The organism is Streptomyces sp. CNH287, from assembly GCF_000424825.1.
In genome coordinates this window covers 22807-49545 of record NZ_AUKQ01000028.1, presented here as the reverse complement: position 1 = coordinate 49545, position 26739 = coordinate 22807, and the positions used below count along the sequence as shown (strand labels likewise).

Genomic DNA, 26739 nt, shown 5'->3' with positions numbered 1-26739 from the left:
ACCTCGCTGAAGGACAAGAAGCTGACGCAGTTGCGGCGGGACCGGATCGGTTTCATCTTCCAGGCGTACAACCTGCTGCCCACGCTGAACGGGCTGGAGAACATCACGCTGCCCATGGACATCGCGGGCCGCAAGCCCGACAAGGAGTGGCTGGACCGGGTGATCGAGACCGTCGGGCTCTCCGGCCGCCTCAAGCACCGGCCCAACGAGCTTTCCGGCGGCCAGCAGCAGCGCGTCGCCGTCGCCCGCGCCCTGGCCTCCCGCCCCGAGATCATCTTCGGCGACGAACCCACCGGAAACCTCGACTCCCGCGCCGGCGCCGAAGTACTCGGCTTCCTCCGCCGGTCGGTCGACGAACTGGGGCAGACGATGGTGATGGTCACCCACGACCCGGTCGCCGCCTCGTACGCCGACCGCGTGCTGTACCTGGCCGATGGCCGCATCGTCGACGAGATGCAGCGCCCCACGGCCGAGGCCGTGCTCGACCGCATGAAGCACTTCGACACCTTCGGGAGGGTGTCGTGACCGTCGTCAAGACCTCGATGCGCAACTTCTTCGCGCACAAGGGCCGGATGGCGCTCAGTGCCATCGCTGTCCTGCTGTCGGTGGCGTTCGTCTCCGGCACCCTGGTGTTCACGGACACCATGAACTCCACCTTCGACAAGCTCTTCGCCGCCACCTCGGCGGACGTCACGGTCTCCCCGAAGAACGCCGAGGGCGCCGACGAGCCGCTGGCGACCGGCAAGCCCGAGACGCTGCCCGCCGCCGTGCTGGAGAAGGCGCGCTCGGCGGAGGGCGCGAAGTCGGCCGAGGGCGTCGTCGTCAGCACGAGCGTGACCGTCGTCAACGACGAGGACAAGAACCTCGGCGCGAGCACCGGAGCCCCCACCCTCGCGTCCAACTGGACGCAGAACGACCGCAAGTCGATGGAGATCTCCTCCGGGCACATGCCGCGCGGGCCCACCGAGGTGATGCTCGACGCCGACACCGCCGACCGGCACGACGTGAAGCTGGGCGACGAGATACGCACCATCGCGGCGACCGGTGACCGCACCGCCAAGCTCGTCGGCATCGCGAAGTTCAAGGTGACCAACCCCGGTGCCGCCATCGTCTACTTCGACACCGAGACCGCGCAGAAGTTCCTGCTGGGCGGGCCGGACGTCTTCACCGGCATCGCCGTCACCGCCCAGAGCGGGGTGAGCCACGAGTCGCTCAAGAAGAACGTCGTCGAGACGCTGGGCGGCCCGGGCGCCTTCAAGTACCAGACGCAGCAGGAGGCGGCCGACGCCAGCGCGGACGACCTCGGCTCCTTCCTCGACGTCATGAAGTACGCGATGCTCGGCTTCGCCGGGATCGCCTTCCTCGTCGGCATCTTCCTGATCGTCAACACCTTCTCCATGCTGGTGGCCCAGCGCACCCGTGAGATCGGCCTGATGCGGGCCATCGGCTCCAGCCGCAAGCAGATCAACCGGTCGGTGCTGCTGGAGGCCGTACTGCTCGGTGTCATCGGCTCGGTGCTCGGCGTCGCCGCCGGCGTCGGACTGGCCATCGGGCTGATGAAGCTGATGAGCCTCGTGGGCATGAACCTGGACACCTCCGAGCTGACGGTGAAGGCCACCACCCCGGTGCTCGGGCTGTTGCTGGGCATCGTCGTCACCGTGCTGTCGGCCTACCTGCCGGCCCGCCGCGCGGCCAAGGTCTCCCCGATGGCGGCCCTGCGCGACTCGGGTCTGCCCTCCGACGGCGGGCGCGCCGGCCGCGTCCGGGCGGCGCTGGGCATCCTGCTCACCGCGGGCGGCGCGCTCGCGCTGGTGGCCGCCTCGCAGGCGGACAAGGCCTCGGCGGGCTCGGGGATGCTGGGCCTCGGCGTGCTGCTGACCCTGCTCGGCTTCGTCGTGGTCGGCCCGCTGCTGGCCGGGGTCGTCGTACGCGGTCTGAGCGTCGTCGCCCTGCGGATGTTCGGCTCGGTCGGCCGGCTCGCCGAGCGCAACGCCCTGCGCAACCCGCGCCGTACGGGTGCCACCGGCGCGGCGCTGATGATCGGGCTGGCGCTGGTGGCCTGCCTCTCCGTGGTCGGCTCCTCGATGGTCGCCTCGGCGACGGACGAGCTGGACAAGTCCGTCGGCGCGGACTTCATCATCCAGGCCGACAACGGGCAGCCGATCACCCCGGCCGCTGCGAAGAAGCTGGCGGACACACCGGAGCTGGAGCACGTCAGCGAGTACAAGATCCTGGACGCGAAGATCCGGACGGAGGCGGGCAAGCTCACCGACGCGAAGGACGTCACCGCCGCCTCGCCCACCTACGCCCAGGACCTGCGGGTCGAGACGGTCGACGGCACTCTGAGCGACGCGTACGGAGCGAACTCCCTCTCCGTGGACGAGGACTTCGCCAAGGAGAACAAGGTGGCCGTCGGCGACGCGCTGACGGTCGACTTCAAGGCCGGTGAGACCGCGAAGCTGACGGTCAAGGCGATCACCTCCAGCGAGACCGTGGTCGACCAGGGCGCCTTCTACCTGAGCATCGCGACGGCGGAGCGCTTCGTCCCCGCCGACAAGATGCCGCTGAACCAGATCATGTTCGGCAAGGCGAAGGAGGGCCAGGCGGAGGCGGCGTACACCGCGCTGAAGAAGCAGATGGAGCCGTACCCCCAGTACAAGGTGCGGGACCAGGCCGACTTCAAGGAGACCCTCAAGGACCAGGTCGGCGCGCTGCTCAACATCGTCTACGGGCTGCTGGCCCTGGCCATCGTCGTCGCGGTGCTCGGTGTCGTGAACACCCTCGCCCTCTCGGTGGTCGAGCGGACCCGTGAGATCGGCCTGATGCGCGCGATCGGGCTCTCCCGGCGGCAGCTGCGCCGCATGATCCGGCTGGAGTCGGTGGTCATCGCCCTCTTCGGCGCACTGCTCGGGATCGGCCTGGGTATGGCCTGGGGTGCCACGGCGCAGAAGCTGCTGGCGCTGGAGGGTCTGAAGGTCCTGGAGATCCCCTGGCCGACGATTCTCTTCGTCTTCGCGGGCTCCGCGCTGGTCGGCCTGGTGGCCGCGCTGGTGCCGGCGTTCCGCGCGGGCCGGATGAACGTGCTGAACGCGATCGCCACGGACTAGGGTCTTTCGTTCGGGTCAGGCTGGGTCAGCCTCCGGGCGAACCTCGCAGGACATGGTGGTCGGCGGCCGGGAGACCGGCAGTCCCGTACGGCCCCGGTGCGCCAGCTGGCGCACCGGGGCCGTCGCGGTTCCCGGCGGGTCTGCGGGCGGCGCACGCGGCCTGGCGCCACCCCGTGCCGGGACGGCGCCTCCGAGTCAGGCGACGGCCGGGCTCCCCGGCCCCGTGCCCGGGTCGGGCTCCGCTCCCAGCCCCGCCCGCCAGCGCGAGTCCACCCGCGCCAGCGCGTCCCACAGCTGGGACAGCGGATGGCCCGGCCCGTGCAGCGCCCGCTCGCCCCGCCGCGCGAAGACCCCGACCAGCACGCGGGAGCGCGGTGCCGAGTGGTCCACCAGCTCCGCCGTCCGCAGTCCGGCGCCCTCCGCGAGCCACCCCTCGGCGACGGCCTCCCCGATCCCCTCGGTGACCAGCATGCAGCCGCGTACGGCGCCCGAGCGCAGCAGGTCGAAGCCGTAGTGCACGGCGTCGATCTCGGCGGCGACGTTCAGTTCACGCCGGTAGTCGCTGCCGAACCAGTCCTGGAGGAAGCCGGAGATGAGCCCCCGGGACGACACCACCAGCGGCACCTGCGGGAGTTCGGCCACCTCCATGCGCGCGCCGGGCAGCTGCGGGGAGGCCAGGTTGGTGACCAGGGACAGCCCGCTGCGCCGCCACTCCAGCACCTCGAAGTCGGCCAGCTTGTCGTCGTCGTCCTTGTGCACCCCGGTGGTCTGCACACTGCCGCAGGCCAGGTCGAGTTCGCCGGAGCGCAGCCGGTCCAGCAGGTCCCCGGTCCGCACGTGGGACATCTTCAGCTCCACGCCGTCCTGTTCGAAGCGGCTGTTGACCGTCTCGACGGCGTTGAGCAGATAGCCGAGGGTGTAGCGGGTGGAGCCGATGGACAGCCTGCGGGCGAGCCGGTGGTGGTTGCTCCGGATACCCTCGAGCCACTCGGTGAGCGTGCCGCGCGCCAGTTCGACCAGGGCCTCGCCGGTGCTGGTGAAACGCACTCGGCGACCTCTGCCGCGCTTCAGCACCAGCGGCTCGCCGTAGAGCGCGCCGAGGTTCCGGTTCATCGTGTCGAGCTGCTTCTGGACGCTGGACTGCTCACGGCCCAGCAGTCGCGCGGCGCCCAGCGCGGTGCCTTCCTCGTAGACCACGAGCAGGGTGCGCAGCTGATCCAGCGTGGTGTCCAGCAGGGCCGAGGGGTAATCGGGGTATTCCGCGGGGTCGGGTGAGGACATACCAATTCCGCTTGCTCTCCGGGGCTTCGGGTTTCCGTGCGTCTTTCCCCGGACATCATCGAAGAACCCGGCCTCATAGCATAACGCCGGGGAAACTGATCCGGCGAACAGCTGGAATTATCTAGGGATTTCTTCCGGAAAAGACTGGATGCCCGGAAGGTGCGCGTGGAATGGTCGGGGCAATCGATCACCGACCTCCGGCAAGGAGCACGTTCCTCGTGACCCACCCCCAGGCTGCCCCGCCGCAGTACGGCAGTCCGCGGCGTCCTGCCCCCACACCTGCGGCCCGTCCCCGGCGGCCCGGCGCGCTCACCGCGCTGCTGCTGTCCGGAGTGCTGGCGGCACTGGCCGGCGTCATCGGGTCGGCGCTCGTGCTCTCGGGTGGCGAGGAACTCGCCGAAACGAACGTCAAGAATGTCATCGAGGACCATCCGGACGTCCTCGGACTGCCCGCCGGAATGGGCGCACAGGATTTCCAGGGATTCGCCGGGCCGCTCTGGGACGAGCTGATCAGCGAGCGGGCGGACACGTTGGCGGCCCGCGCCCTGCTGGTCGTGTTCTTCAGCGTCGTACTGCTCGTATTCACGCTGCTGGCGCGCACCGCCGCCGTCTGGGCGCGGGTGCTGATCACGCTGGTGGGGCTGCTGACCCTCATCCCGCACCTGCTGGTCGTCACCGACCACGAGCCCGCCTCCGCGACGGCGTTCAGCTGCCTTGCCCTCGTCGCCTGCCTGGCGGCGATGGTGTGCTGCTGGCTGCCCGCGAACCAGCGCTACGCGAACGCCCTGCGGGCCGCCGCGTACTGAGATGTCCGGGCGTCACCGCCCGGATGCACGGGGGGAACGGGGAAACCGGGGGGACCACGGGGGACAGGGAGCCGGGGGGCTCACGGGGGAACACGGGGGTGGTACGCCCGCCCTGGGGCGTACCACGGGGGCTTGGCGGACGCGGCACACGCGTCCGCCAAGTTCGCGTGTCCGGTCCGGGTCTGTCCTCGATCACCGCGTCCCAGTACCCGCCCTGCCCCGCAGCTCCGTCCGCCGCGGGCGCCGCGCCGTCCGCCACCGCGCCGCTCTCGCCGCGCGCCAGGCACGTCACCCCGCGTAGTCCAGCTCCAGCGCCTGCCGCGAGACCTCGCGACCCAGCCATGCCGTACCACGAAGAGGGGTGCCGCCGACGGCCCGGCGGCACCGGGTTGGCGCGGCGTGGTCAGGGGGTGAGGTCCAGGACGCGGACGGGTTCACCAATCCACTGGTCCGGGTCGGTGGTCGCGATGATCGCACCGTCGGGGCGGTCCGCGGTGGGCTGCGCTGCGTACCGGCTGTGAGCGGCGGCCCAGGTCTCCTGCCGCGCGACCGCGAGCGCGGCGGGAAGGTCGAGATCAAGGACGATGATGCCGGGCAGCGCCGCCAGGTGCTCCGCTGTGCCGGGCCGGTCACGGTCGGCGGCCACGAGTGCGCAGGCCGGGGCGTACAGCATCCAGCCCGCCTGGGCATGGGCCCGGTGGATGAGCCGGGAGGCCAGGGCGTTGCCCCGCCCGGCGGCGGCCATCGCAGTCTCGTCGAAGACAATGTGCATGATCTCGCTCAAGAGCTGGCCGCCCGGCTCAGACGGCGGTCCAACTCGCTGTCCAGGTCGCGTTGCTCGGCCGCGGACAGGTCATACCCGTTCCACCCACGAAGTGCTGCTCGTGCCTCCTCCGCGCGCGCGGCCCGCTCCTGGGGCGTCAGCAGCGTCTCGGCGAGCCGCGCCAGGTAGGCGCGCAGCGACAGGCCCTCGGCCGCCGCCAGCGCGGCGAGCCGGTCCTTGGCTTCCTTGGGGATGCGCAGGTTGGCATCGGACATCGGCGTTCTCCCTTCCACCCCCACAGGGTACGGGTACGGGTACGGGTACGGGTACGGGTACGTACCCTGCACCACGGCGGAGCACCCCGGCGGCGGTCCACGGGGCACTGGTGGGGGATGTCGGCGGGCGGTCGTAGGCTGGAGACCCCGGTCCGGACGCGCGTGCCGGGCCGTTCGTGCTGCCCCTGCCCCGTACGGCGTTCCCGCCCGCCCGCTCCAGCCAGCCACTCGCCCACCGCCACCTCGGACGGAAGTCTTCATGAGCCTGCACGGTCTGCTCGATGCCGTCGTACGCGACCCTGCCCTCGATGAGGCCGTCAAGGCGGCTGCCGCCGGCCGCCGGCCGCACGTCGACCTGGTCGGCCCGCCGGCCTCCCGCCCTTTCGTGATCGCCGCGCTGGCACGGAGCGCGTCCCGTCCGGTGCTCGCGGTGACCGCGACCGGCCGGGAGGCGGAGGACCTGGCCGCCGCGCTGCGCTCACTGCTGCCGCCGGACGGCATCGTGGAGTTCCCGTCCTGGGAGACGCTGCCGCACGAGCGGCTCTCGCCGCGCAGCGACACCGTGGGCCGCCGGCTCGCGGTGCTGCGCCGCCTCGCCCACCCGGACCCCGGGGACCCGCAGACCGGCCCGGTCAGCGTCGTGGTCGCGCCTATCCGCTCCGTGCTCCAGCCACAGGTCAAGGGGCTGGGCGAGCTGGTCCCGGTGGCGCTGCGCCAGGGCGGCTCGGCCGATCTGGTCGCGGTGGTCGAGGGTCTGGCCGCCGCCGCGTACAGCCGGGTGGAGCTGGTCGAGAAGCGCGGCGAGTTCGCGGTGCGCGGCGGCATCCTGGACGTCTTCCCGCCGACGGAGGAGCACCCCCTGCGGGTGGAGTTCTGGGGCGACGAGGTCGAGGAGATCCGCTACTTCAAGGTGGCCGACCAGCGGTCCCTGGAGGTCGCCGAGCACGGCCTGTGGGCCCCGCCCTGCCGTGAGCTGCTGCTCACCGAGGGCGTGCGGGAGCGGGCCGCCGCGCTCGCCGAGGAGCACCCCGAGCTGGGCGAGCTGCTGGGCCGGATCGCCGAGGGCATCGCCGTGGAGGGCATGGAGTCGCTGGCGCCCGTGCTGGTGGACGAGATGGAGCTGCTGCTCGACGTGCTCCCCGCCGGGACGATGGCGGTGGTCTGCGACCCGGAGCGGGTGCGTACGCGCGCCGCCGACCTGGTGGCCACCAGCCAGGAGTTCCTGGAGGCTTCGTGGGCGGCCAGCGCGGGCGGCGGCGAGGCGCCGATCGACGTGGGCGCCGCCTCGCTGTGGGGCATCGCCGACGTCCGGGAGCACGCCCGCGAGCTGGGCATGCTGTGGTGGTCGGTCAGCCCGTTCGCCGCCGACGTGGCGGCGGGCGACGGGGAGACGGCCGCGGAGGACGACGGTGACGACGTCCTGCGCCTGGGCATGCGCGCTCCCGAGTCCTACCGGGGCGACACCGCCCGCGCGCTGGCCGACACCAAGGGCTGGCTGTCCGACGGCTGGCGCTGCGTCTACGTCACCGAGGGCCACGGCACGGGCGCCCGTACGGTCGAGGTGCTCGGCGGCGAGGGCATCGCCGCCCGGCTGGACACCGACCTCGCCGAGGTGGTGCCCTCCGTGGTGCAGGTCGCGCGCGGTTCGCTGGAGAACGGCTTCCTCGATCCGGCGCTGAAGCTGGCGGTGCTCACCGAGACGGACCTCTCGGGGCAGAAGTCGGCCAGCAAGGAGCTGGGCCGGATGCCCGCCCGGCGCCGCAAGACGATCGATCCGCTCACCCTCCAGCCCGGCGACTTCATCGTGCACGAGCAGCACGGCGTGGGGCGCTACGTCGAGATGGTGCAGCGCACGGTGCAGGGCGCGACCCGCGAGTACCTGCTGGTCGAGTACGCGCCCGCCAAGCGCGGCCAGCCCGGCGACCGCCTGTTCGTGCCGACGGACCAGCTGGAGCAGATCACCAAGTACGTCGGCGGCGAGCAGCCCTCCCTGCACCGCCTCGGCGGCGCGGACTGGACGAAGACCAAGGCGCGGGCGAAGAAGGCCGTCAAGGAGATCGCCGCCGACCTGATCAAGCTCTACTCCGCCCGGATGGCCGCCCCGGGCCACGCCTTCGAGCCGGACACCCCCTGGCAGCGCGAGCTGGAGGACGCCTTCCCCTACGCCGAGACGCCCGACCAGCTGACCACCATCGGCGAGGTCAAGGAGGACATGGAGAAGTCCGTCCCGATGGACAGGCTGATCTGCGGCGACGTGGGTTACGGCAAGACGGAGATCGCGGTGCGCGCCGCGTTCAAGGCGGTGCAGGACGGCAAGCAGGTCGCCGTCCTGGTGCCGACGACGCTCCTGGTGCAGCAGCACTTCGGGACGTTCACGGAGCGGTACGGCCAGTTCCCGGTCAAGGTCAAGGCCCTCTCCCGGTTCCAGTCGGACACCGAGGCCAAGGCGGTGATCGAGGGCCTGCGGGACGGCTCGGTCGACGTCGTCATCGGTACACACCGGCTCTTCTCGTCCGAGACGAAGTTCAAGGAACTGGGCCTGGTGATCGTCGACGAGGAGCAGCGCTTCGGCGTCGAGCACAAGGAGCAGCTGAAGAAGCTGCGCGCCAACGTCGACGTGCTGACGATGTCGGCCACCCCCATCCCGCGCACCCTGGAGATGGCGGTCACCGGCATCCGCGAGATGTCCACGATCACCACCCCGCCGGAGGAGCGGCACCCGGTGCTGACCTTCGTCGGCCCGTACGAGGAGCGGCAGATCGGCGCCGCGATCCGCCGTGAACTGCTGCGCGAGGGACAGGTCTTCTACATCCACAACCGCGTCGAGTCCATCGACCGGGCGACGGCGCGGCTGCGCCAGATCGTGCCGGAGGCGCGGATCGCCACAGCGCACGGCCAGATGTCGGAATCGGCGCTGGAGCAGGTCGTGGTGGACTTCTGGGAGAAGCGGTTCGACGTGCTGGTCTCCACGACGATCGTGGAGAACGGCATCGACATCTCCAATGCGAACACCCTGATCGTGGAGCGCGGCGACAACTTCGGCCTCTCCCAGCTGCACCAGCTGCGCGGCCGGGTCGGGCGGGGCCGCGACCGCGGGTACGCCTACTTCCTCTACCCGCCGGAGAAGCCGCTCACCGAGACGGCACACGAGCGGCTGGCCACCATCGCCCAGCACACCGAGATGGGCGCGGGCATGTACGTCGCGATGAAGGACCTGGAGATCCGCGGCGCGGGCAACCTGCTGGGCGGCGAGCAGTCCGGGCACATCGCGGGTGTGGGCTTCGACCTCTACGTGCGGATGGTCGGCGAGGCCGTGGCCGACTACCGCGCCGCGCTGGAGGAGGGCGGCGCGCCGGAGGAGGCGCCGCTCGAGGTCAAGATCGAGCTGCCGGTCGACGCGCACGTCCCGCACGACTACGCGCCGGGCGAGCGGCTCCGCCTCCAGGCGTACCGCGCGATCGCCGCGGCCAACTCCGAGCAGGACATCGCCGCCGTCCGCGAGGAACTGTCCGACCGGTACGGTCCGCTGCCGGAGCCGGTGGAGAACCTGCTGCTGGTCGCCGCCCTGCGGATGCTGGCCCGCTCCTGCGGCGTCTCGGACATCACGTTGCAGGGCAACAACGTCCGCTTCGGCCCGGTCGAGCTGCGCGAGTCGCAGGAGCTGCGCCTCCAGCGGGTCTATCCGCGCTCGGTCATCAAGCGGTCCACGCGGCAGGTGCTGGTGCCGCGGCCGAAGCCCTCGGGGATCGGCGGCAAGCCGGTGGTGGGGCGCGAACTGCTGGCGTGGGTGGGGGAGTTCCTCACCACGATCCCGGGGTCCTGAGCACCCTGCGGGCCGGGCCGGGCCGGGCCGGGCCGTGCGGGGCGCCGGGCGGCTGCGGCCCGGGGGTCACGCCGCCTGGCGGGCGAGGCGGGCGCTGAAGGCCAGGAGGACGCAGCCGGTCGCCGCGTCCAGCGTGCGGCGCACCCGGTTGCGGGTCAGCACGTGGCGGGCCCGGTGCAGGCCCGCCACCAGCAGCAGCAGGTAGCCGAGCGAGAGGACCGCGTGGGTCAGGGCCAGGGTCAGGGCCTGCCACAGGGCGACGTCGGCGGGCAGGAACTGCGGGAGCACCGCCAGGTAGAACACCAGCACCTTCGGGTTGGTGATGTTGGAGAGGAAGCCCTGCCGCCAGCCGACGGCGGCGGTCGCGCGGTCGCCGCCACCGTTCTCCTCCAGCGAGGCGTACGTGCCGCGCCGGGCCGACCGCAGCGCCTGCACGCCGAGGAAGGCGAGGTAGCAGACCCCGGCCCACTTGAGGGCGGCGAACACCGGCTGAGACGCGACGATCAGCGCACCCAGCCCGACGGCGGCGGCCGTGCCCTGCACGACGTTCGACGTGACGACGCCCGCGCTCGCCCATCTGCCGCTGCGCCTGCCCGAGGCCAGCGTGTTCTTGGTGACGACCGCGAAGTCCGGGCCGGGCACCACGACGAGCACCACGGCGAAGACGAGGAAGGAGCCGTATGTCTGCCAGGTCATCTCCCCAGGCTAAGGGCGCTCCCGTCACTTCGGGCGGGCCTGCGGTGTCCTGCGGCTCCGTCTCCTGCGTCGCCGCGGGTCACCGGCCTGCCGGGCCGGAGGCGGGCACCGGGTTGCGGTGCGCCCCTCCGGCCACGGCGGGTCCTCGGACGATGGCCGTCAGCGCGCCGCCGGGAGGGGCGACGGTGTCCGGGACCGCAGGAAGCCCTTGAGGGTGAACCCCCGCACCGAGGCCTCGTCCGGGCTCAACGCGCTCGGTCCGGCCAGGAGTTGCCGGGCCGCCAGGTGCTCGCCGGGCTGGTTCACGGACTCCACCGCGAGCAACTCCCGCCCTCGGAAGACCAGTACGGAGAACGCGCCGGCGTCCCGCGTCAGGACCACCTCGGTGCCGCCCTCCCGGGCGAGCCCCGCGATCTGCACGGTCGTCGTGAACTGGTCGCTCCAGAACCAGGGCAGGTCGTCGTACGTCCGGTGGGTGCCTGTGAGCCGTTCGGCCACCAGGCGGGCGTGTCCGGTCGCGTTCTGCACCGATTCGAGGCGGATGCGGCGGCCGGAGCGGTGGTCGGGGAAGACCGCGCAGTCGCCGACGGCGGAGATCGCCGGATCGGCGGTGAGCAGCCGCGCGTCGGTGACCACGCCCCCGTCGGTCTCCAGGCCCGCCGCCTTGGCGAGTTCGGTGCGCGGTGTGACGCCCGCCCCGATCAGGACCAGGTCGGCGGGCAGCGCGCGGCCGTCGCCCAGTTCCACGGCGGCCACCTGCCCGCGGCCGTCGTCGCGGAAGCCCGTGACGCCTTGCCCCAGGAGCAGTTCGGTGCCCTGTTCCTCGTGCAGGCGGACGAGGTGCGCGGCCGTCCGTGCCGTGACGAGGCGGGACAGCGGCCTCTCCAGCGCCTCGACGACGGTCACCCGGTGCCCTGACCGCCGTGCCGTGGCGGCGAATTCGAGCCCGATGAACCCGGCCCCGATGGCCACCGGGTGCGCCGCGCCCGCCAGGGCACGGCGCAGGGTGGCGGCGTCCCGCAGGGTGCGCAGCGTGTGCACGCCGCGCAGCCGGGCGCCGGGTACCGGCAGCTGCCTGGGCCGCGCACCGGTGGCCAGTACGAGGTGGTCGTAGCCGAGCACGGAGCCGTCCGCGAGCCGGACGACGTGCGCCGCCCGGTCGACCGCCACGGCGCGGCCGTCGACCCGCCGGACGGACCGGCGCGCGTAGTACGACTCGGGCCGCAGCCACAGCTGCCCCTCGTCCAGCTCTCCGCTCAGATACGCCTTGGACAGCGGCGGACGTTCGTACGGCGGCACTCCTTCCTCGCCGACCAGCGTGAGGGAGCCCGTGAACCCCCGTTCGCGCAGGGCCACCACGGTCTGCGTGCCGGCCTGTCCGGAGCCGAGCACCACGACGGAGCCGGACGGGTGCAGGGCGCCCATCAGCGCTGCCGTTCCGGCAGGTGGACGACGAGCCCGTCGAAGTCCTCGGTGACTTTGAGCTGGCAGCTCAGCCGGCTGCCGGACTGGCGCGGGCAGGCCGTGAAGTCCAGCATGTCGTCCTCGTTCGGCTCGACGGCCGGGAGCCGTTGCAAGGACGCGGGCGCGACGTAGACGTGGCAGGTCGCGCACTGCGCGTTGCCGCCGCACTGGGCCACGATGCCGTCGACGTCGTTCGTGACGGCTCCCCGCATCACGCTCGTACCGACGGGTACGTCGACGGTGCGGGCGGTCTGGTCGGTGGCGACATAGGTGATTTCGGGCATGGCGGAACTCCTGGAGGAACCTGCGGCGCGGACGTGCCGTCGCACGGTGCCGGTCAGGAAGGGATGCGGAAAGGTGGGACTGCCAGGGGCGCACGCGGCTGCCCCTGCCAGGCGGGGGATGTCCATCCCGCCCGGGCGCCTTCGCAGCACGGCCGTCGGGTACGCGAAACCCTCGGCCAGTGGGACGGCGGTGAGCGGACAGTACCAGACGATCCGGCGCGGGTCAGTCCCGCCCGGGGCGCCGGTCAGGCATCCCGTGCGTCATGAAGGGCCTGCTGAGGGTGAACTCCCGGAAGCGCAGGGCCGCGTCGGACAGATAGGCGTCCTGCTGCCAGACCAGGGTCAGCACCCGGTGGCAGTCCGGTGCGTCGATGTGCACCCAGGCGACCGGCGCGTGCGTGCCGATCCGCTGTCCGACGCGCCGCGACATGGCGGGGATGAGCCCGATGCCGAGCCCCGCGCTGATCAGGTCCTGGGTGGCCGCCGTCTCGTCGCCTTCGCAGGAGAGCAAGGGCGTGTGGCCGTGCACGGCGAACATCCGGTCGAGCAGGGCGCGTTGCCAGTGGCCGGTGCGGGTGGTGACGAAGGGCTCGTCGGCGACCTCGGGGATCGTCACCGACTCCCGGTGGGCCAGCCGGTGCCCGGGGGGCACAGCGAGCAGCACCTCTTCGCGGGCCAGCTCGACCGACTCCAGTCCCTCGCCCCGGAGTTGCTGCGAGGCGAGGCAGAAGTCCACCTCGCGGGCCCGCAGTTGGCGGCTCATCCCCTCGGCCGTCGACTGGAACAGGCGTACGTCGGCGCTGGGGTGCGCGGCCCGGAAGCCGCCGAGGAGGCGGGCGAGTGTGAGCAGCGTCTCGGCGGCGACGCCGACCCGGCCCAGGCCCTGGCCGCGGGCCTCCAGCAGTGCCCGGCGCCCCTCCTCCAGCTCGCTCAGCGCCCGCTCGACGTGGTGCAGGAACAGCGTGCCGTACGCGTTGAGCCGGACGCGGCGGCCGTCCCGGTCGAAGAGCGGCGTCCCCACCTCGGCCTCCAGTCGGGCGATCGTACGGCTCACGGACGGCTGCGCCACCCGCAGCTCCTCCGCGGCCCGGCTGATGTGTTCGAGCCGGGCCACGGCCCGGAAGCAGCGCAGCTGCGACAGTTCCACGGTCACTCCTCTTATGCCTTCAGAGCAATGATCATATGGCAGAACTGGTCTTGGACCGCATAAGGGATTCTCCCTACGGTCGGAGCACGGGCCCCGCCCAGGCAGCGGGCAACGTACCCGCGGTCTGACACGCGAGGCGGCGGCCCGCCCTTTCACTTCCCCCTGGCCCCCTACCTGCCGGTCCTCTGCCCACCCGTCGTCTGCCCGCCTGTCCCGTGCCCGTCCGTCGCCCGCTCCCCGTGAGCAAGGAAGGCTGAACCATGAGTGCTGCGGATCTGGCCCGTCTGCAATTCGCGGCCACCACCGGCATCCACTGGCTGTTCGTGCTCCTCACTATGGGGCTCGTCCCCTTGGTGGCGGTCATGCACACCCGCGCCGCCTACACCCGCGATCCCGCCAAGCGGGCCGTCCGGGAGCGGATGACCCGCTTCTGGGGGCAGCTCTACGTCATCAACTACGCGGTCGGCATCGTCACCGGCCTCGTCATGGAGTTCCAGTTCGGGCTGAGCTGGAGCGGTCTGAGCAAGTTCGCGGGCAACGTCTTCGGTGCCCCGCTGGCGCTGGAGACCCTCATCGCCTTCTTCGCCGAGTCCACCTTCCTCGGCATGTGGATCTTCGGCTGGGGCCGCCTGCGCCGCGGCGTGCACGTCGCGCTCATCTGGCTGGTCGCCCTGACCGCGTACGCGTCGGCGTACTGGATTCTCGTCGCCAACGGCTTCATGCAGCACCCCGTCGGTTACGAAGTGCGCGACGGCGCCGCCTACCTGACCGACTTCGGCGCCATGCTCACCAACCCCAGCGCGCTGCTCGCGCTCGCCCACATCGCGCTCGCCGCACTGACGGTGGGTGGCGTCTTCGTCGCGGGGATCAGCACCTTCCACTTCGCCCGGGGCACGAAGGAGACGGACCTCTTCCGCGGCTCCCTGCGCCTGGGCCTGTGGATGGGCATGGTCGCCTCCTTCTTCGTGATCATCGTCGGCGACCTCCAGTTCCCCCTGCTGGAGCGGACCCAGCCGATGAAGGTGGCCGCCCTTGAGAACGAGGGTGTCGCCCAGCTCCAGGCGGAACTGGCCGCGCGGCACGGACCCGGCGACTACTCACCCCCGCACGGCTGGCTGCGGCTCTCGATGGACAGCATGACGATCATCGGCAACACCGTCTCCACGATCACCCTCCTCGCCGTGCCGCTGCTGTGGAAGGACCGGCTGGTGCGCTGGCGCCCCCTCGCCTACCTGATGACCGCGATGATCCCGCTGCCCTTCATCGCCTCCGTCGGCGGCTGGGTCTTCCGCGAGGTCGGCCGCCAACCCTGGCTCATCTACGGCGAATTGAAGGTGGAGGACGCGGTCTCCCCGGTCAGCGTCACCTCCCTCGCCGTGTCCTGCGCCGTGTTCGTCGCCCTCTTCGTCGCGCTGGCGGTGACGAACTGGACGCTCCTAGTGCGCTTCGCCCGGCGCGGCCCCGAGAACGTCCGGCTGGGCACCACCGAGCCGCTCCCCGACGACCTGCCCAGCGGAACCCCCGGCGAGAAGCAACCCGTCGCGGCCTTCTGACCCGCCGACGAATCCGCTGAAGGAAGCGAACTGTGAGGGTGTGTGAGTGAGATGAGTCTTCAGATCGCGTGGCTGGCCCTGATCGGCCTGCTGCTCGCCGGGTACTTCGTGCTCGCGGGCTATGACTACGGCGTCCAGATGCTGCGGCCGTTCCTCGGCCGCGGGGCGGACGTCCGGCAGGCCGCGCTCTCCGCGATCAGCCCCTTCTTCCTCGGCAACGAGGTCTGGCTGGTGGCGTTCACCGGCGTGCTGTTCGGCGCCTTCCCCTATCTGGAGGGAAGTCTGCTGTCCGGCCTGTACCCGCTGATCGTGGCGATCCTCGTCGGCCTCGTCGTGGGCAACGCCGCCGTCCAGCTGCGCGGCCGCGGGTACGGCGGGCGGGGGCGCCGGGTGTGGGACGCCCTGATCGTGTTCGGCGGCGTGCTTCCGGCGCTGGGCTGGGGACTCGTCGTCGGACTGCTGCTGCACGGCGTGCCCCGGCGCCCCGACGGGAGCTTCCACCTCGGCCTCACCGACCTGCTCGACCCGTTCGTGCTCCTGTGCGGTGTGTGCGCGGTGCTGCTCTTCGCGGCGCACGGCGCGGCGTTCCTCGTCCTGCGGGCGACAGGCCAACTGGCCGAACGCGCACGACGACTGGCGCTGACCGCGTTGCGTGCGCTCGCGGCCACGGGGCTGGTCGCGATCCTGCTCAGCGTCGCCGGTGCGGGCGCCTCGGTGGTGAACCCCGCGCAAGCCTGTGTGCTCACCGCGCTGACGGTGGCGGTGCTCGCGCTCGCCTGGCGCCTGTTGCTCCAGGGCGCTCGCCCCGGCCGGGCCTTCGCCGCCACCTGCTGTGCGACCGCGCTGCCGGTGCTGCTCATCGGCGCGGGCCAGTACCCCTACACCCTGGCTGCCTCGGGGGGAGGGGGGATCACGATCGACCAGGCCGCCGCCGACGGGGTAACCCTGCAGCTCCTGATGACCTTCGGCGTGCTGATCATCCCGCTCATCCTCGTCTACCAGACCTGGAGCTGGTGGGTGTTCCGGGGCCGCACGGGAAGCCGTCATGCCAGCTACTTCTGAGGTCGTCGCGGCACCCCGACACCCCGGCCCCGCGCACCCCCAGCGACGCCGACCACCCGAGCCGTCGGCCCGGACCCTCGAAGGGAGTAGGTGATGAAGCCGGTCGAACGGCGCCTGCTGCGCGAACTGCCCGTTCTGCGGCGGTTCCTGGCCGCCTCCACCGCCCTCGCCGCACTGACCGCCGCGCTCACCGTCGCCCAGGCGGTGCTGCTGGCCTCCGTGCTCGCCGACGGCTTCGCGAGCGCGGCGGGCCCGCCGGTCCAGGGCGTGCCGACCGGGCGGCTGACCGCGCTGGCCGCCGTCGTCGCCGCCCGGGCCCTCACCGGCTGGGCGCGCGGGGTGCTCGCGCAGCGCACCGCGACCGCCGCCAAGCAGCGGCTGCGCGAGCGCCTCACCGAACGGCTGCGCCGCCTGGGGCCGCTGCGGCTCGCGGCACGGCACCACGGCGAGACGGCCACCCTGCTCACCCGCGGTCTGGACGCCCTGGACCCGTACGTCGTCAACTACCTGCCCACCGTGCCCGCGATGCTGGTGGTGCCGTCGGCGATCCTCGGCTGGATCGCCTGGGCGGACCCGACCTCGGCCCTGGTCATCCTCGTCACCCTGCCCCTGATCCCGGTGTTCGGCGCGCTGGTCGGCGCCCACACCGCACGGCGCACCGCCCGGCAGTGGCAGCTGCTGTCCCGGCTCGGCGGGCACTTCCTGGACGTGCTGGCCGGGCTGCCCACCCTGCGCGCTTTCGGGCGCGAGCGGCACCAGGCGGCGGTGGTGACGGCCATGGCGGACGCCCACCGCCGCGCCACCATGCGCACCTTGCGGGTGGCGTTCCTGTCGTCGTTCGTCCTGGAGACGGTGGCCACCCTCTCCGTCGCCCTGGTCGCCGTACCCGTCGGGCTGCGGCTGCTGGAGGGCGGCATGGAGCTGAGTACGGCGTTGCTGGTGCTCTTCCTCGCCCCGGAGGCGTATCTGCCGCTGCGGGCGGCGGGCGCGGCGTTCCACGACAGCGCCGAGGGCGTGGCCGTGGCCGAGCGGGCCTTCGCCGTCCTGGACGAGGAAGGTCCGCCCGCGTCCCGCGCCGGGCGCCCGCCGGGTGCCGTACCGGACGCGCGCCGGGCCCGTCTGCACCTGGAGGAGGTCACCGTCCGCTATCCGGGCCGCTCCGTCCCCGCCCTCCACCGGGCCAGCCTCACGATCGCCCCCGGGGAGCACGTCGCGCTCGTCGGGCCGAGCGGTGCGGGCAAGTCGACGCTGCTCGGGCTGCTGCTCGGCTTCGTCGCCCCGACGGCCGGGCGGGTCCGTGTCGGCGACGGCGAGGGCGCGGCCGGCGCTCGCGATCTGGCCGACCTCGACCCGGACGGCTGGCGCGGCCAGTTGGCCTGGGTCCCGCAGCGCCCGCACCTGTTCGCGGCGTCCGTCGCCGACAACATCCGGCTCGGCCGCCCCGGGGCCACCGACGAAGAGGTACGCGCCGCCGCCCAGGCCGCCGCCGCCGACACGTTCGTGGCGGAGCTGCCCCAGGCGTACGACACCCTGCTGGGCGAGCACGGCGCGGGCCTGTCCGCGGGCCAGCGCCAGCGGATCGCGCTGGCCCGCGCCTTCCTGCGGGACGCGCCCGTGCTGCTCCTGGACGAGCCGACCTCCCATCTCGACCCGGAGAGCGAGGCCGAGGTGACCCGGGCCACCGCCCGCCTCATGAAGGGGCGCACCGCGCTCGTCGTCGCGCACCGCCCGGCGCTGCTGCCGTATGTCGACCGGGTGGTGACGGTGCGCGGGGGCCGGATCACGGACCCCGGCCCGGGCACCCCGGCCACCCGCGCCACCCCGGCCGCGCGCACCGCGGGGAGCCTCCGATGAGCCCGGACCGGCGCCTCACGCATCCGACCGCCCACCCGACCGCGCGCCTGCTGCGCCAACTGGCCCCCTACTGGCGCCGCTTGCTGGCCGCCGCGCTCTCCTCAGCCGCCGCCGAACTCGCCGCGGCCACGCTCATGGCCACCGCCGCCTGGCTGATCACGCGCGCGGCCCAGCAGCCGCAGATAGCCGCCGTCACCCTCGCCATCGTCGGCGTGCGCGCCCTCGCCCTCAGCCGCGGCCTGCTGCGCTACGGCGACCGGCTGCTCGGCCACGACGGAGCGCTGCGCGCCGTCGCCGGACTGCGCACCCGGGTGTACGAGGCGATGGTGCCGCTGGCCCCGGCGGGCTCGCCCGCCTTCCGCAGCGGTGACCTGCTGACCCGCCTCGTCGACGACGTGGACGCGGGCCAGGACCTGGTCCTGCGGGTGCTGGTACCCGCCTCGGCCGCGGCCCTTGTCGGCGCCGCTTCCGTCGGCCTGATCAGCGCCCTCCTGTGGCCCGCGGGGATCGCGCTCGCCCTGGCCCTCGCCGTCGCCGGGCTCGTCGTGCCGCTGCTCGTGTTCCTGGCGTCCGGCCGCTCCGGCGCGGCGGAGAAGGCGGCCCGCGCGGAACTGGCCGCGCGCACCGTGGACCTCGCGGAGGGGGCGGCCGACCTGGCGGCGTTCGGCGCCGAGGACCGCGCGTACGGTGCCGCGCGGGCCGCGGGCGCCCGCATCGCCGCGCTCGAACGCCGCAAGGCCCTGACCACCGGGCTCGGTACGGCCGCCGTGCTGCTGTGCCAGGGCGCGGCGACCGTCGCGGTGACCGTGCTCGCGTGGCGCGCACACGCCGCGGGCGAACTGCCCGCCGTCCAGCTGACGGTGCTGGCGGTCGTGGCCCTGGTCTCGTTCGACACCGTGGTTCCGCTTCCGGCCGCGGCCCGGCGCCTGGCCGAGGTCCGCGCGAGTGCGCGCCGCCTGGCCGACGTCCTGGGCACCGCCCCGCCCGTCGCCGAGCCCGAGGTACCGGAGCCGCCCTCCGTCGCGGGCCCTGTCGCCGTGCGGGTGTCGGGACTGCGCGTGCGGCACCGCCCCGGCGGGGCGCCGGTCCTGGACGGGCTCGATCTGCACCTGCCCGCCGGACGCCGCGTCGCGCTGGTGGGCGCCAGCGGCGCGGGCAAGTCGACGCTGCTCGCCGTCCTCATGCGCTTCGTCGACTACGAGGCGGGCTCCGTCCAGGTGGCCGGGAGGGAGCTGCGCGACTGCGACGGCGCCGAGGTGCGGCGCCTGATCACCGGCATGACGCAGGACGCGCACGTCTTCCACGCCACGGCCCGGGCGAACCTGCTCCTCGCGAAGCCGGACGCCACCGACGGCGAACTGCGGGAAGCCGCGCGCGGTGCGCGGCTGCTGGCCTGGATCGAGTCGCTGCCCGAAGGATGGGACACCGTGCTCGGCGCGAGCGGCAGCGCCATGTCCGGCGGCCAGCGCCGCCGCCTGCTGCTCGCCCGCGCGCTCCTGGCCGACCCGCCCGTGCTCGTCCTGGACGAGCCGACCGAGGGACTCGACCCGGACACGGCGGACGAGGTGCTCGCCGACATCCTCGACGCCACCCGGGGACGCACCACGCTGCTCATCACGCATCGGGAGGCCGGACTCGCCGCCGTGGACGAAGTCGTCACCCTCGCGGGCGGGCGCGCTGTCCGCGGGCCAGGGGCGGGCCCCGTACGGCGGGTCTGACCGCGGGGCTGCGACGCGCGCCGCCCCCGGTTGCGGGCCGGGGGCGGTGCACGGGGGGCGGTGGTGGCTCAGGCGGCGGTGGTCTCCGCCGAGGTCACCGTGGCCGGGCACTGGTAGTCGGGCAGGGCGCCGCGCACGGCGGTGACGACCGCGGCGAGGACCGCCGCGCGCTCCGTCGCGTCCAGGTCGCCGAACACCGGGGAGTTCTGCGTGATGTGCACGGTGACGGCGGCCTTGTGCTTGCCGTCCTCGGCGCTCGTGGTGGGCAGGATCTCAGCCTTCACAGCCTTCATGGCACTCCTTCTTGAAGTTCTCGCGGTTCTCGCGGGTGTGGTGCTGCGTGGTTCGGGAGGGGCGCGCGGGGGTGCCCGGCACCGCCGCGCGGGGCGTAAGGCCGTCAGAGCTTGACGCTCCACTGCGCGGGCTCCGTGGCGAAGTCGAGCAGGTCCACCTCGATGTCCAGGACCTTCGCGCCGGCGGGGGCGTCGAAGGCGAAGGAGGCCGTGGCCTTCTTGCCGGGCAGCAGCTTGCCCTCGAACGCCGAGTCGACCTGCTCGTCGAAGATGGCCTCGGCCTCGACGCCCTCCTCGCCCGCCCGGGCGGTGGCCATGATCAGCGCGGCGTCCACCTTCTTCTTGCCGGTGTTCTCCAGCGTGATCGTGAGCTTGTACGCCTCGTTGCCGTCCGTGTGGCCGCTGGCGTACTCGGTCGGTGTGTACGGAGACGCCGGGGAGACGGTGACCTTGAGGCCGCTCTTGTAGCTGGCGGTGTCCCCCGCGTTCATCGGGCCGTCCTGCTTCGACTCCTCCTCCTTGGCGGCACCCTCCTCGGTGCCCTCGCCGCCGCTCTTCTCCTTCGCGCTGGAGCCGGCGGACTTCTCGACGGTCGGCTCGTCCGTCTCGCAGGCGGTGAGGCCGCCCACGGCGAGCACGGCGGTCAGGGCCGTGGCGACGAGCGTGCGCTTGCGGCTGAGGTAGCGAACAGACATGGCGGGACACCTTTTTCGATGCGGGACCGGCTCCCCGTGAACCGATGCGTTAATGACAACATGAACTGTGAACCGAGTCAACACAGTTCATGAAGAGGGGTAAGTTCACGCAGTGATCTGGTCGGAAGCGGTCTTCCGGTTATGCTCGGAGTCACAGCAGCAGAGGGAGGGAGCGCCCGTGCCGGATACCGCGCCGGACACCGCCACCGAGGTCACCGCCGCCGGGATCGCCCGCCTCGCGGGCGTGGGCAGGGCCGCCGTCAGCAACTGGCGCCGCCGCTACCCGCACTTCCCCCAGCCCGTCGGCGGCACCGAGACCAGCCCCGCCTTCTCGCTCGCCGAGGTCGAGGAGTGGCTGCGGGCGCAGGGCAAGCTCGCCGAGGTCCCCCCGCGCGAACGGATCTGGCAGCAGCTGGAGGGCGCCCCCGAGGGCACCGCCGCCGCCCTCGCCCACGCGGGCGACCTGCTGCTCCAGCACTCCGCCGCCGAGAGCACCGCCGCCGGCACCCCCCACGCCCCCGGCGGCCCGCTCGCCGAGTTCGCCGACGAACTCGGCCCCGGCCCGGCGTACGAGTTCCTGCTCGGCCGCTACCTCGACGGCAACTCCCGGCAGTACACCCTCACCCCGCCCGCCGTCGCCGAGCTGATGGCCGCGCTCGCCGGGCCCGCCGACTCCGTCCTCGACCCGGCCTGCGGCTCCGGTGAGCTGCTGGCCGCCGTGCTGGGCCCGCGCGGCTCCTGGCCCGCCGAGCTGTACGGCCAGGAGACCGACGCCGCGCTCGCCCGCCTCACTGCCCTGCGGCTCGCCCTGCGCGGCGGCGCCGCCGTCCACATCCGCACGGAGGACGCCCTGCGCGGCGGCGCGGAGCAGGAGCGGGCGTCCGGGACGCCCCCGGTGGCGCGGCCCGCCGACGTGGTCCTGTGCCACCCGCCGTTCAACGAACGGCACTGGGGCCACGCCGAGTTGGCGTACGACCCGCGCTGGGAGTACGGCCTGCCCGCCCGCACCGAGTCCGAACTGGCCTGGGTGCAGCACGCCCTCTCCCGGCTCCGCCCCGGCGGCACGGCGGTGCTCCTCATGCCGCCCGCCGCCGCCTCCCGGCGCACCGGCCGCCGCATCCGCGCGGCGCTGCTGCGCCGGGGCGCGCTCCGTGCGGTGATCGCCCTGCCGCCGGGCGCCGCGCCACCGTACAGCCTGCCGCTGCACCTGTGGGTACTGCGCCGGCCGGACGGCGCCGAGGCCCCGTCACCCCGCCTCCTCCTGGTCGACACCAGCGTCCGGCACCAGGCGCGGGGCCGCGCCGCGCTGCCGTGGGCGGAGCTGCGCCGCACGGTGCTGGACGCCTGGCGCGCCTTCGACGCGAGCGGTGAACTGCCGGAGGAGCCCGGGGTCAGCGGCGCGCGCGCGGTGATCGACCTGCTGGACGAGGACGTCGACCTCGCCCCCGCCCGCCATCTGCCGCCCGTCGTCGGGGAGGGCACCGACGCGCTCACCGCCGTACGCGAGCAGTTGGACCGCACGCTGCGCCGCTCCCTCGAACTCGCCCCGGCGGCCACCCCGCAGGAGCCGGACGCCGACGGGGCGGGTACCTCCGACGGCACCGGCCCCGCCGGGCACCCGCACTGGTCGGACACGACCGTCGGCGAACTCGCCCGCGCGGGGGCGCTCGAGGTGGAACTGCGCGCGGGCGGTGGCGATGCCGAACCGCCGCGCACCCGCGAGGGCGACATCCTCGTCCCCGTGCTGGGCCGCAGCGCCACCGCCCAGGTCGTGCCGGCGGACGGCGCGGGGAAGCCGCTGGAGCGGCACGTGGCCCTGCTGCGGCCCGACCCGCAGGCCCTCGACGCGTACTTCGTCGCGGGCTTCCTGCGCGGCACCGCCAACACCCGCCAGGCCAGCAGCCACGCCTCCAGCGCCTCCCGGCTGGACGTACGGCGCCTGCGGCTGCCCCGGCTGCCCCTCGCCGAACAGCGGCGCTACGGCGCGCACTTCCGCAGGCTGGCCGCCTTCGAGGCGGCGCTGCGCGAGGCCGAGGCTCTGGGCCGGCAGCTCGTCCAGGGCATGTACGACGGGCTGACGGACGGCACGCTCGGGCCCGACTGAGCGCCCCCGCGCCAGGAGTCCCGAGCGCTCCGGGCGGACTCCGAGGCCGGATGGATATCTCCGACGGCGCCGTGCGGTCCGTGGCGATGTATACGCTCACTTCCAGCAAAGTCCGACAGTCACACCTGTGCCTACCCCCCGCGCCATCCCGCCCGTCTCCTCAGCAGCATGGAGATCCCATGTACGGCCCGGCCGCCGCCCCGCCACCCCTGCCCGCACCCCGCCGTGCCGCCCCGCCCGGCCGCCGCGGGCCCGGCACCAAGGGGATGGCGCTGCGACTGCTGTTCGCCAGCTTCCCCGTCTGGTCGCTCGGCCTGCTCGCCTGGGTGCCGTCGCTGCGCTTCGCGCTGCTGCGCCGCCGGGCGGCCGACTGGTGGGTGTGCGCGCTGGCCGTCGTACTCACGGCGGTCTACGTGACGCTGCTGATCACCGTCGAGGAGGACCCGACGGGGGAGGCGATGGCCTCGTTCTGGGCGGGGGTGTACATCGTGTCCCTCATCATCGGCGCCGCCGTGCACGCCGTCCTGGCCGACCGCTTCCCGCGCGCGCCGCTGGCGCCGCACCCGCTGCCCGCACCGCATCCGCCGGCGGCGTCCGGCTACGGCTACCCCGCCCTGTCGTACGGCACCCCGCAGGGCTACCAGGCCCCGGGTCCGGGCCAGGCCCAGCCCCAGGCTCAGGCCCCGGACCTGGCCGCCACCCGCATCCAGCCCCCGTACGGGCAGCCGCCGCAGGAGCCCCGGCCCCTCCGACAGCCCCCGCCCGCCCCGCGGGACGCGCAGCCGCAGCCGGAACGGCAGCCGTCCGCCGCGCCCCCACCACCGCACCCCTCCACCCGGATGCGCCAGGTCGCCTCCGAACTGGACGAGCTGGACGAACTGCTGCGCCGACGCGGTGAGCCCCGGTGACCGGCGGCGGCAGGCTGATCGCGGGCCGGTACGAGCTGACCGAGCCGCTCGGCAAGGGCGCCATGGGCCAGGTGTGGGGAGGCCGCGATCTGGGCCTGGGCGGGCGGCGCATCGCGGTCAAGCTGATGCATTCCGGCCAGATGGCCTCGCTCTCCGGCACGGCGGACCTGGAGGAACTGCGGCGGCGCTTCGAGCGGGAGTGCCAGGTCACCGCCCGCATCGACCACCCCGGCCTGGTCACCGTCTACGACGCGGGCCGGGACGACGACGAACTCTTCCTGGTCATGCAGCGGGTGGAGGGCAGCGATCTGCGCGACCACCTCGCCGAGCACGAGCACTACCCGTGGCAGTGGGCGGCGGCCGTCGCCGCCCAGATGTGCGCGGCGCTGGTCGCCGTGCACGCGGTCCCCGTCATCCACCGTGACCTCAAGCCCGGCAACGCCATCGTCCGTCCCGACGGCCGGGTGATCATCCTCGACCTGGGCATCGCCGCCGTGGCCTCCGCCGGGGACGCCACCCGCCTCACGCGCACCGGGGCCCTGATCGGCACGCCCGTCTACATGGCCCCCGAACAGGCCATGGGCGACTCCCCGGTCGGCCCCGCCGCCGACCTCTACGCGCTGGGCGTGCTGCTCTACGAACTCCTCACCGGGAAGGTCCCGTTCGAGGCCCCGGAGGCGACGGGTCTGCTCTACAAGAAACTGCACGAACTGCCGGTGCCCGTGCGCAGGCTCAGCCCCGAGGTGCCCGCGCCGCTCGCCGCGCTCGTCGGACGGCTGCTGGACAAGGAGCCCGCGGCCCGCCCCGCCGACGCCTACGAGGTGTACGCGGCGCTCGCCCCGCTGCTGCCCCGGCCGTACGACCAGCCCTTCGCGCAGCCGTCGCTGCCCACCGACCCGACCCGTCCCTTCCGCGAGCCCATGGCGCCCTGGCCGGTCCCGCGCGCCGCCGCAGCCCCGGCGCCGTACACGCCGCCGCACATACCCCAGCACACGCCCCCGCCGCACGCCGCACCCGCGCGCGGCTTCGGGCCGCCGCCCGTGCTCGACCTGCCCGGCACCCTGGAGGAGGTGCGCCGCCTGCTCGCGGCCGGGCACTACCCGCAGGTCGCCGATCTGCTCGGCCACGCGCTCCCGGTGGCCGTCGCCGAGCACGGCGACCCGTCCCCGGTGGTCCGCACGCTGCGCAAGCAGTACGCGGCGACGCTCGTGGACACCGCACAGTACGCCCGCGCCCTGCCCGAGATCCGCCGTCTCGTCCAGGACCTCACGGCCGAACGCGGCCCGTACGACCCGGTGGTGGCGCAGTTGCGGGAGGACGAGGCGCTGTGTGTCCGGCACCTGTCAGGATGAGGTCCCGTACGGGGCGGCGGACCGAGGGAGTTGGCGGCGTGGGTGTGCGGTGGCGGCGTACGGCGGTGCCGGTGGTGGCCGCGGTCCTGCTGGTCACGGGGTGCGGCGGTCCGGAAGAGGGGCCGCGCGAGACGACGGCGACCCCCGCCCCGCCCGTGTCCGGGAGCCCGAAGGGCGGGGCGGAAGGCGCCTCCGGGGACAAGGGGAAGCTGCTGGCCACCCTGGAGGTACGGCCCCCCGGCACCATGGACGGCTACGCGCGGGAGCGCTTCCCCCACTGGTCCGCCCAGGGGGACGACTGCGACACCCGCGAGGCCGTGCTCAAGCGCGACGGCGAAGACGTCGTCACGGACGGCAGCTGCCGCTCGGTGTCCGGCAGTTGGCGCAGCCCCTACGACGGCGAGGTGTGGCGGGAGTCGGGTGACGTGGACATCGACCACGTGGTCCCGCTGGCCGAGGCGTGGCGCAGCGGCGCCCGTACGTGGGACGACGAGCGCCGGGAGGCGTTCGCCAACGACCTGGACCAGCCGCAGCTGCTCGCGGTCACCGACAACGTGAACCAGTCCAAGGGCGACCGGCCGCCCGACGCCTGGCAGCCGCCGCTCAAGACGTACTGGTGCGCCTACGCCGAGGACTGGATCGCGGTGAAGCACCACTACGAACTCTCCGTCACGGCCGCCGAGAAGAAGACGCTGGGCGGCATGCTCGGGCGCTGCCGGTGAGCCGCGCGCGGGCCGCTCTCGCGCCTTTGGCCGAATCGTTGGGCGAATACCTGCCGATTCGGTGGTCACAGCGGCTCCTCACTACCTACCATCGAGCATCGCCAGGTCTTGCAACGTCGCACGACCCTCGCCGCCGCCCGGGAGGCCCCATGCACCGCCGAAGGTCCGCGCTCACCGTCTCGACCGCCGCCGCGTTCGTCATCGCGGCCCCGCTGCTCACCGCGTGCGGCAACGACGCGCGCCCAGGGGCGGCGGCCGTCGTGGACGGGGACAGGATCACCATGGCGCAGCTCCAGTCGCGGGTCGGCGCGGTGCGGGACGCGCAGAGCACGCAGCCGCAGGGCGACGAGCTGATCACGCGCACCGGCCAGCTCACCCGCATCACGCTGAACGGCATGATCCGGCAGCGGATCGTGGAGAAGGTCGCCAAGGACTCGGGGGTGTCCGTCTCGCGGCGCGACATCCAGCAGGTGCGGGCGCAGTTCGAGCAGCGGGCCGGGGGCGCGAAGGCGTTCCGGACGGGGCTGCTCCAGCAGCAGGCCGTCGCGCCGTCGGACATCGACGACTGGGTGTGGCTGGAGGTGGCCGTCCAGAAGATCGCGGCGGCCTCGGGCATCGACCTCCAGGCGCCGGACGCCAACGCCGTGCTGACGGGCAAGTTCTCCAAGGCGTCCAAGAAGATGGGCATCGACGTCAACCCGCGCTACGGGAAGTGGAGCGTGCGGGACACCATGCTCGTCAACGGTGAGACGCCCTGGCTGAAGGACGCCACCGGCGAGGAGAAGGACAAGGCGCAGCAGGAGCAGCCCGCCTGACCACGGCGGGGGTGAGT

At 73.3% G+C, this 26739-nt stretch carries 22 protein-coding genes; 13 read left to right on the top strand and 9 right to left on the bottom strand.

What is annotated here, in order from left to right:
* Positions 1-525, top strand: a 525-nt coding sequence (locus tag H299_RS0122840) for an ATP-binding cassette domain-containing protein (RefSeq protein WP_027750298.1), incomplete at its 5' end; no start/stop codon positions are given.
* Complete coding sequence (locus H299_RS0122835; RefSeq protein ID WP_027750297.1) at positions 522-3107, top strand: FtsX-like permease family protein; 2586 nt, start codon at positions 522-524, stop codon at positions 3105-3107. The genes H299_RS0122840 and H299_RS0122835, both read left to right, overlap by 4 nt.
* 195 nt (positions 3108-3302) lie before the next feature.
* Here H299_RS0122835 and H299_RS35715 read toward each other — a convergent pair whose 3' ends face one another.
* Positions 3303-4388, bottom strand: coding sequence for a LysR family transcriptional regulator (locus tag H299_RS35715; RefSeq protein WP_051262743.1), 1086 nt, complete (start codon positions 4386-4388; stop codon positions 3303-3305).
* Positions 4389-4606: 218 nt separating this feature from the next.
* Between H299_RS35715 and H299_RS0122825 the strand changes: the two genes are divergently transcribed.
* Entirely contained in the window at positions 4607-5194 is a 588-nt protein-coding gene (locus H299_RS0122825) for a hypothetical protein (RefSeq protein WP_486587381.1), read from the top strand.
* Positions 5195-5597: 403 nt separating this feature from the next.
* On the opposite strand, the gene H299_RS0122820 is transcribed toward H299_RS0122825, so the two are convergent.
* Positions 5598-5966: a PIN domain-containing protein gene (locus H299_RS0122820; RefSeq protein WP_037760146.1), complete on the bottom strand. Its 369-nt coding sequence runs from the start codon at positions 5964-5966 to the stop codon at positions 5598-5600.
* Positions 5967-5974: 8 nt separating this feature from the next.
* Positions 5975-6232 (bottom strand): hypothetical protein, encoded by a 258-nt coding sequence (locus H299_RS0122815; RefSeq protein WP_037760144.1) that lies wholly within the window; start codon positions 6230-6232, stop codon positions 5975-5977.
* Between the two features lie 259 nt (positions 6233-6491).
* Between H299_RS0122815 and mfd the strand changes: the two genes are divergently transcribed.
* Positions 6492-10055: a transcription-repair coupling factor gene (mfd, locus tag H299_RS0122810; RefSeq protein ID WP_027750293.1), complete on the top strand. Its 3564-nt coding sequence runs from the start codon at positions 6492-6494 to the stop codon at positions 10053-10055.
* A 66-nt stretch (positions 10056-10121) separates the two neighbouring features.
* Here mfd and H299_RS0122805 read toward each other — a convergent pair whose 3' ends face one another.
* The 4 genes from H299_RS0122805 to H299_RS0122790 form a co-directional block, all read right to left on the bottom strand.
* On the bottom strand, positions 10122-10751 hold the full coding sequence (locus tag H299_RS0122805; protein ID WP_027750292.1) for a LysE family translocator: 630 nt from the start codon (positions 10749-10751) through the stop codon (positions 10122-10124).
* Positions 10752-10910: 159 nt separating this feature from the next.
* On the bottom strand, positions 10911-12176 hold the full coding sequence (locus tag H299_RS0122800) for an NAD(P)/FAD-dependent oxidoreductase (RefSeq protein WP_037760141.1): 1266 nt from the start codon (positions 12174-12176) through the stop codon (positions 10911-10913).
* The gene (locus H299_RS0122795) at positions 12176-12499 is read right to left on the bottom strand and encodes a 2Fe-2S iron-sulfur cluster-binding protein (protein WP_027750290.1); all 324 of its coding nucleotides are present in this window, start codon (positions 12497-12499) and stop codon (positions 12176-12178) included. Before H299_RS0122795 ends, H299_RS0122800 begins: the two co-directional genes overlap by 1 nt.
* Positions 12500-12722: 223 nt before the next feature.
* Positions 12723-13646, bottom strand: a complete 924-nt coding sequence (locus tag H299_RS0122790) for a LysR family transcriptional regulator (RefSeq protein ID WP_027750289.1) — start codon at positions 13644-13646, stop codon at positions 12723-12725.
* A 260-nt stretch (positions 13647-13906) separates the two neighbouring features.
* On the opposite strand from H299_RS0122790, the gene H299_RS0122785 reads away from it, so the two are divergent.
* From H299_RS0122785 to cydC, 4 genes are all read left to right on the top strand, one after another.
* Positions 13907-15199, top strand: a complete 1293-nt coding sequence (locus H299_RS0122785) for a cytochrome ubiquinol oxidase subunit I (RefSeq protein WP_027750288.1) — start codon at positions 13907-13909, stop codon at positions 15197-15199.
* A gap of 51 nt (positions 15200-15250) precedes the next feature.
* A complete protein-coding gene (gene cydB / locus H299_RS0122780; RefSeq protein WP_027750287.1) occupies positions 15251-16261 on the top strand; it encodes a cytochrome d ubiquinol oxidase subunit II in 1011 nt (336 codons plus the stop codon).
* 93 nt (positions 16262-16354) lie between these two features.
* On the top strand, positions 16355-18115 hold the full coding sequence (gene cydD / locus H299_RS35710; RefSeq protein ID WP_078512959.1) for a thiol reductant ABC exporter subunit CydD: 1761 nt from the start codon (positions 16355-16357) through the stop codon (positions 18113-18115).
* Positions 18112-19833: a thiol reductant ABC exporter subunit CydC gene (gene cydC / locus H299_RS35705; protein ID WP_051262742.1), complete on the top strand. Its 1722-nt coding sequence runs from the start codon at positions 18112-18114 to the stop codon at positions 19831-19833. The genes cydD and cydC overlap by 4 nt, the downstream gene beginning before the upstream one ends.
* Before the next feature lie 68 nt (positions 19834-19901).
* On the opposite strand, the gene H299_RS0122765 is transcribed toward cydC, so the two are convergent.
* Positions 19902-20126: a hypothetical protein gene (locus H299_RS0122765; protein WP_027750286.1), complete on the bottom strand. Its 225-nt coding sequence runs from the start codon at positions 20124-20126 to the stop codon at positions 19902-19904.
* A gap of 104 nt (positions 20127-20230) precedes the next feature.
* A complete protein-coding gene (locus H299_RS0122760) occupies positions 20231-20821 on the bottom strand; it encodes a DUF4352 domain-containing protein (RefSeq protein ID WP_027750285.1) in 591 nt (196 codons plus the stop codon).
* Positions 20822-20999: 178 nt separating this feature from the next.
* Here H299_RS0122760 and H299_RS0122755 point away from each other — a divergent pair, with 178 nt between their 5' ends.
* The 5 genes from H299_RS0122755 to H299_RS0122735 all read left to right on the top strand — a co-directional run bounded on the left by H299_RS0122755 (position 21000) and on the right by H299_RS0122735 (position 26722).
* Complete coding sequence (locus H299_RS0122755) at positions 21000-22925, top strand: N-6 DNA methylase (protein ID WP_027750284.1); 1926 nt, start codon at positions 21000-21002, stop codon at positions 22923-22925.
* Between the two features lie 179 nt (positions 22926-23104).
* Entirely contained in the window at positions 23105-23833 is a 729-nt protein-coding gene (locus H299_RS0122750) for a hypothetical protein (RefSeq protein ID WP_027750283.1), read from the top strand.
* Complete coding sequence (locus H299_RS0122745; protein ID WP_027750282.1) at positions 23830-25185, top strand: serine/threonine-protein kinase; 1356 nt, start codon at positions 23830-23832, stop codon at positions 25183-25185. Before H299_RS0122750 ends, H299_RS0122745 begins: the two co-directional genes overlap by 4 nt.
* A 38-nt stretch (positions 25186-25223) precedes the next feature.
* Complete coding sequence (locus H299_RS35700) at positions 25224-25907, top strand: HNH endonuclease family protein (protein WP_051262741.1); 684 nt, start codon at positions 25224-25226, stop codon at positions 25905-25907.
* A gap of 149 nt (positions 25908-26056) precedes the next feature.
* Positions 26057-26722, top strand: coding sequence for a SurA N-terminal domain-containing protein (locus H299_RS0122735; protein WP_027750281.1), 666 nt, complete (start codon positions 26057-26059; stop codon positions 26720-26722).
* The last annotated feature ends 17 nt before the right edge of the window (positions 26723-26739 follow it).

Bases quoted from the DNA above. Each gene is read 5' to 3' on its own strand.
- H299_RS0122820 (WP_037760146.1), bottom strand. From the start codon at position 5,966: ATGCACATTGTCTTCGACGAGACTGCGATGGCCGCCGCCGGGCGGGGC.
- H299_RS0122750 (WP_027750283.1), top strand. From the start codon at position 23,105: ATGTACGGCCCGGCCGCCGCCCCGCCACCCCTGCCCGCACCCCGCCGT.
- H299_RS0122795 (WP_027750290.1), bottom strand. From the start codon at position 12,499: ATGCCCGAAATCACCTATGTCGCCACCGACCAGACCGCCCGCACCGTC.
- cydC (WP_051262742.1), top strand. From the start codon at position 18,112: ATGAGCCCGGACCGGCGCCTCACGCATCCGACCGCCCACCCGACCGCG.
- H299_RS0122805 (WP_027750292.1), bottom strand. From the start codon at position 10,751: ATGACCTGGCAGACATACGGCTCCTTCCTCGTCTTCGCCGTGGTGCTC.
- H299_RS35715 (WP_051262743.1), bottom strand. From the start codon at position 4,388: ATGTCCTCACCCGACCCCGCGGAATACCCCGATTACCCCTCGGCCCTG.
- H299_RS0122800 (WP_037760141.1), bottom strand. From the start codon at position 12,176: ATGGGCGCCCTGCACCCGTCCGGCTCCGTCGTGGTGCTCGGCTCCGGA.
- cydB (WP_027750287.1), top strand. From the start codon at position 15,251: ATGAGTCTTCAGATCGCGTGGCTGGCCCTGATCGGCCTGCTGCTCGCC.
- H299_RS0122735 (WP_027750281.1), top strand. From the start codon at position 26,057: ATGCACCGCCGAAGGTCCGCGCTCACCGTCTCGACCGCCGCCGCGTTC.
- H299_RS0122765 (WP_027750286.1), bottom strand. From the start codon at position 20,126: ATGAAGGCTGTGAAGGCTGAGATCCTGCCCACCACGAGCGCCGAGGAC.
- cydD (WP_078512959.1), top strand. From the start codon at position 16,355: ATGAAGCCGGTCGAACGGCGCCTGCTGCGCGAACTGCCCGTTCTGCGG.
- H299_RS0122785 (WP_027750288.1), top strand. From the start codon at position 13,907: ATGAGTGCTGCGGATCTGGCCCGTCTGCAATTCGCGGCCACCACCGGC.
- H299_RS0122815 (WP_037760144.1), bottom strand. From the start codon at position 6,232: ATGTCCGATGCCAACCTGCGCATCCCCAAGGAAGCCAAGGACCGGCTC.
- H299_RS0122760 (WP_027750285.1), bottom strand. From the start codon at position 20,821: ATGTCTGTTCGCTACCTCAGCCGCAAGCGCACGCTCGTCGCCACGGCC.
- mfd (WP_027750293.1), top strand. From the start codon at position 6,492: ATGAGCCTGCACGGTCTGCTCGATGCCGTCGTACGCGACCCTGCCCTC.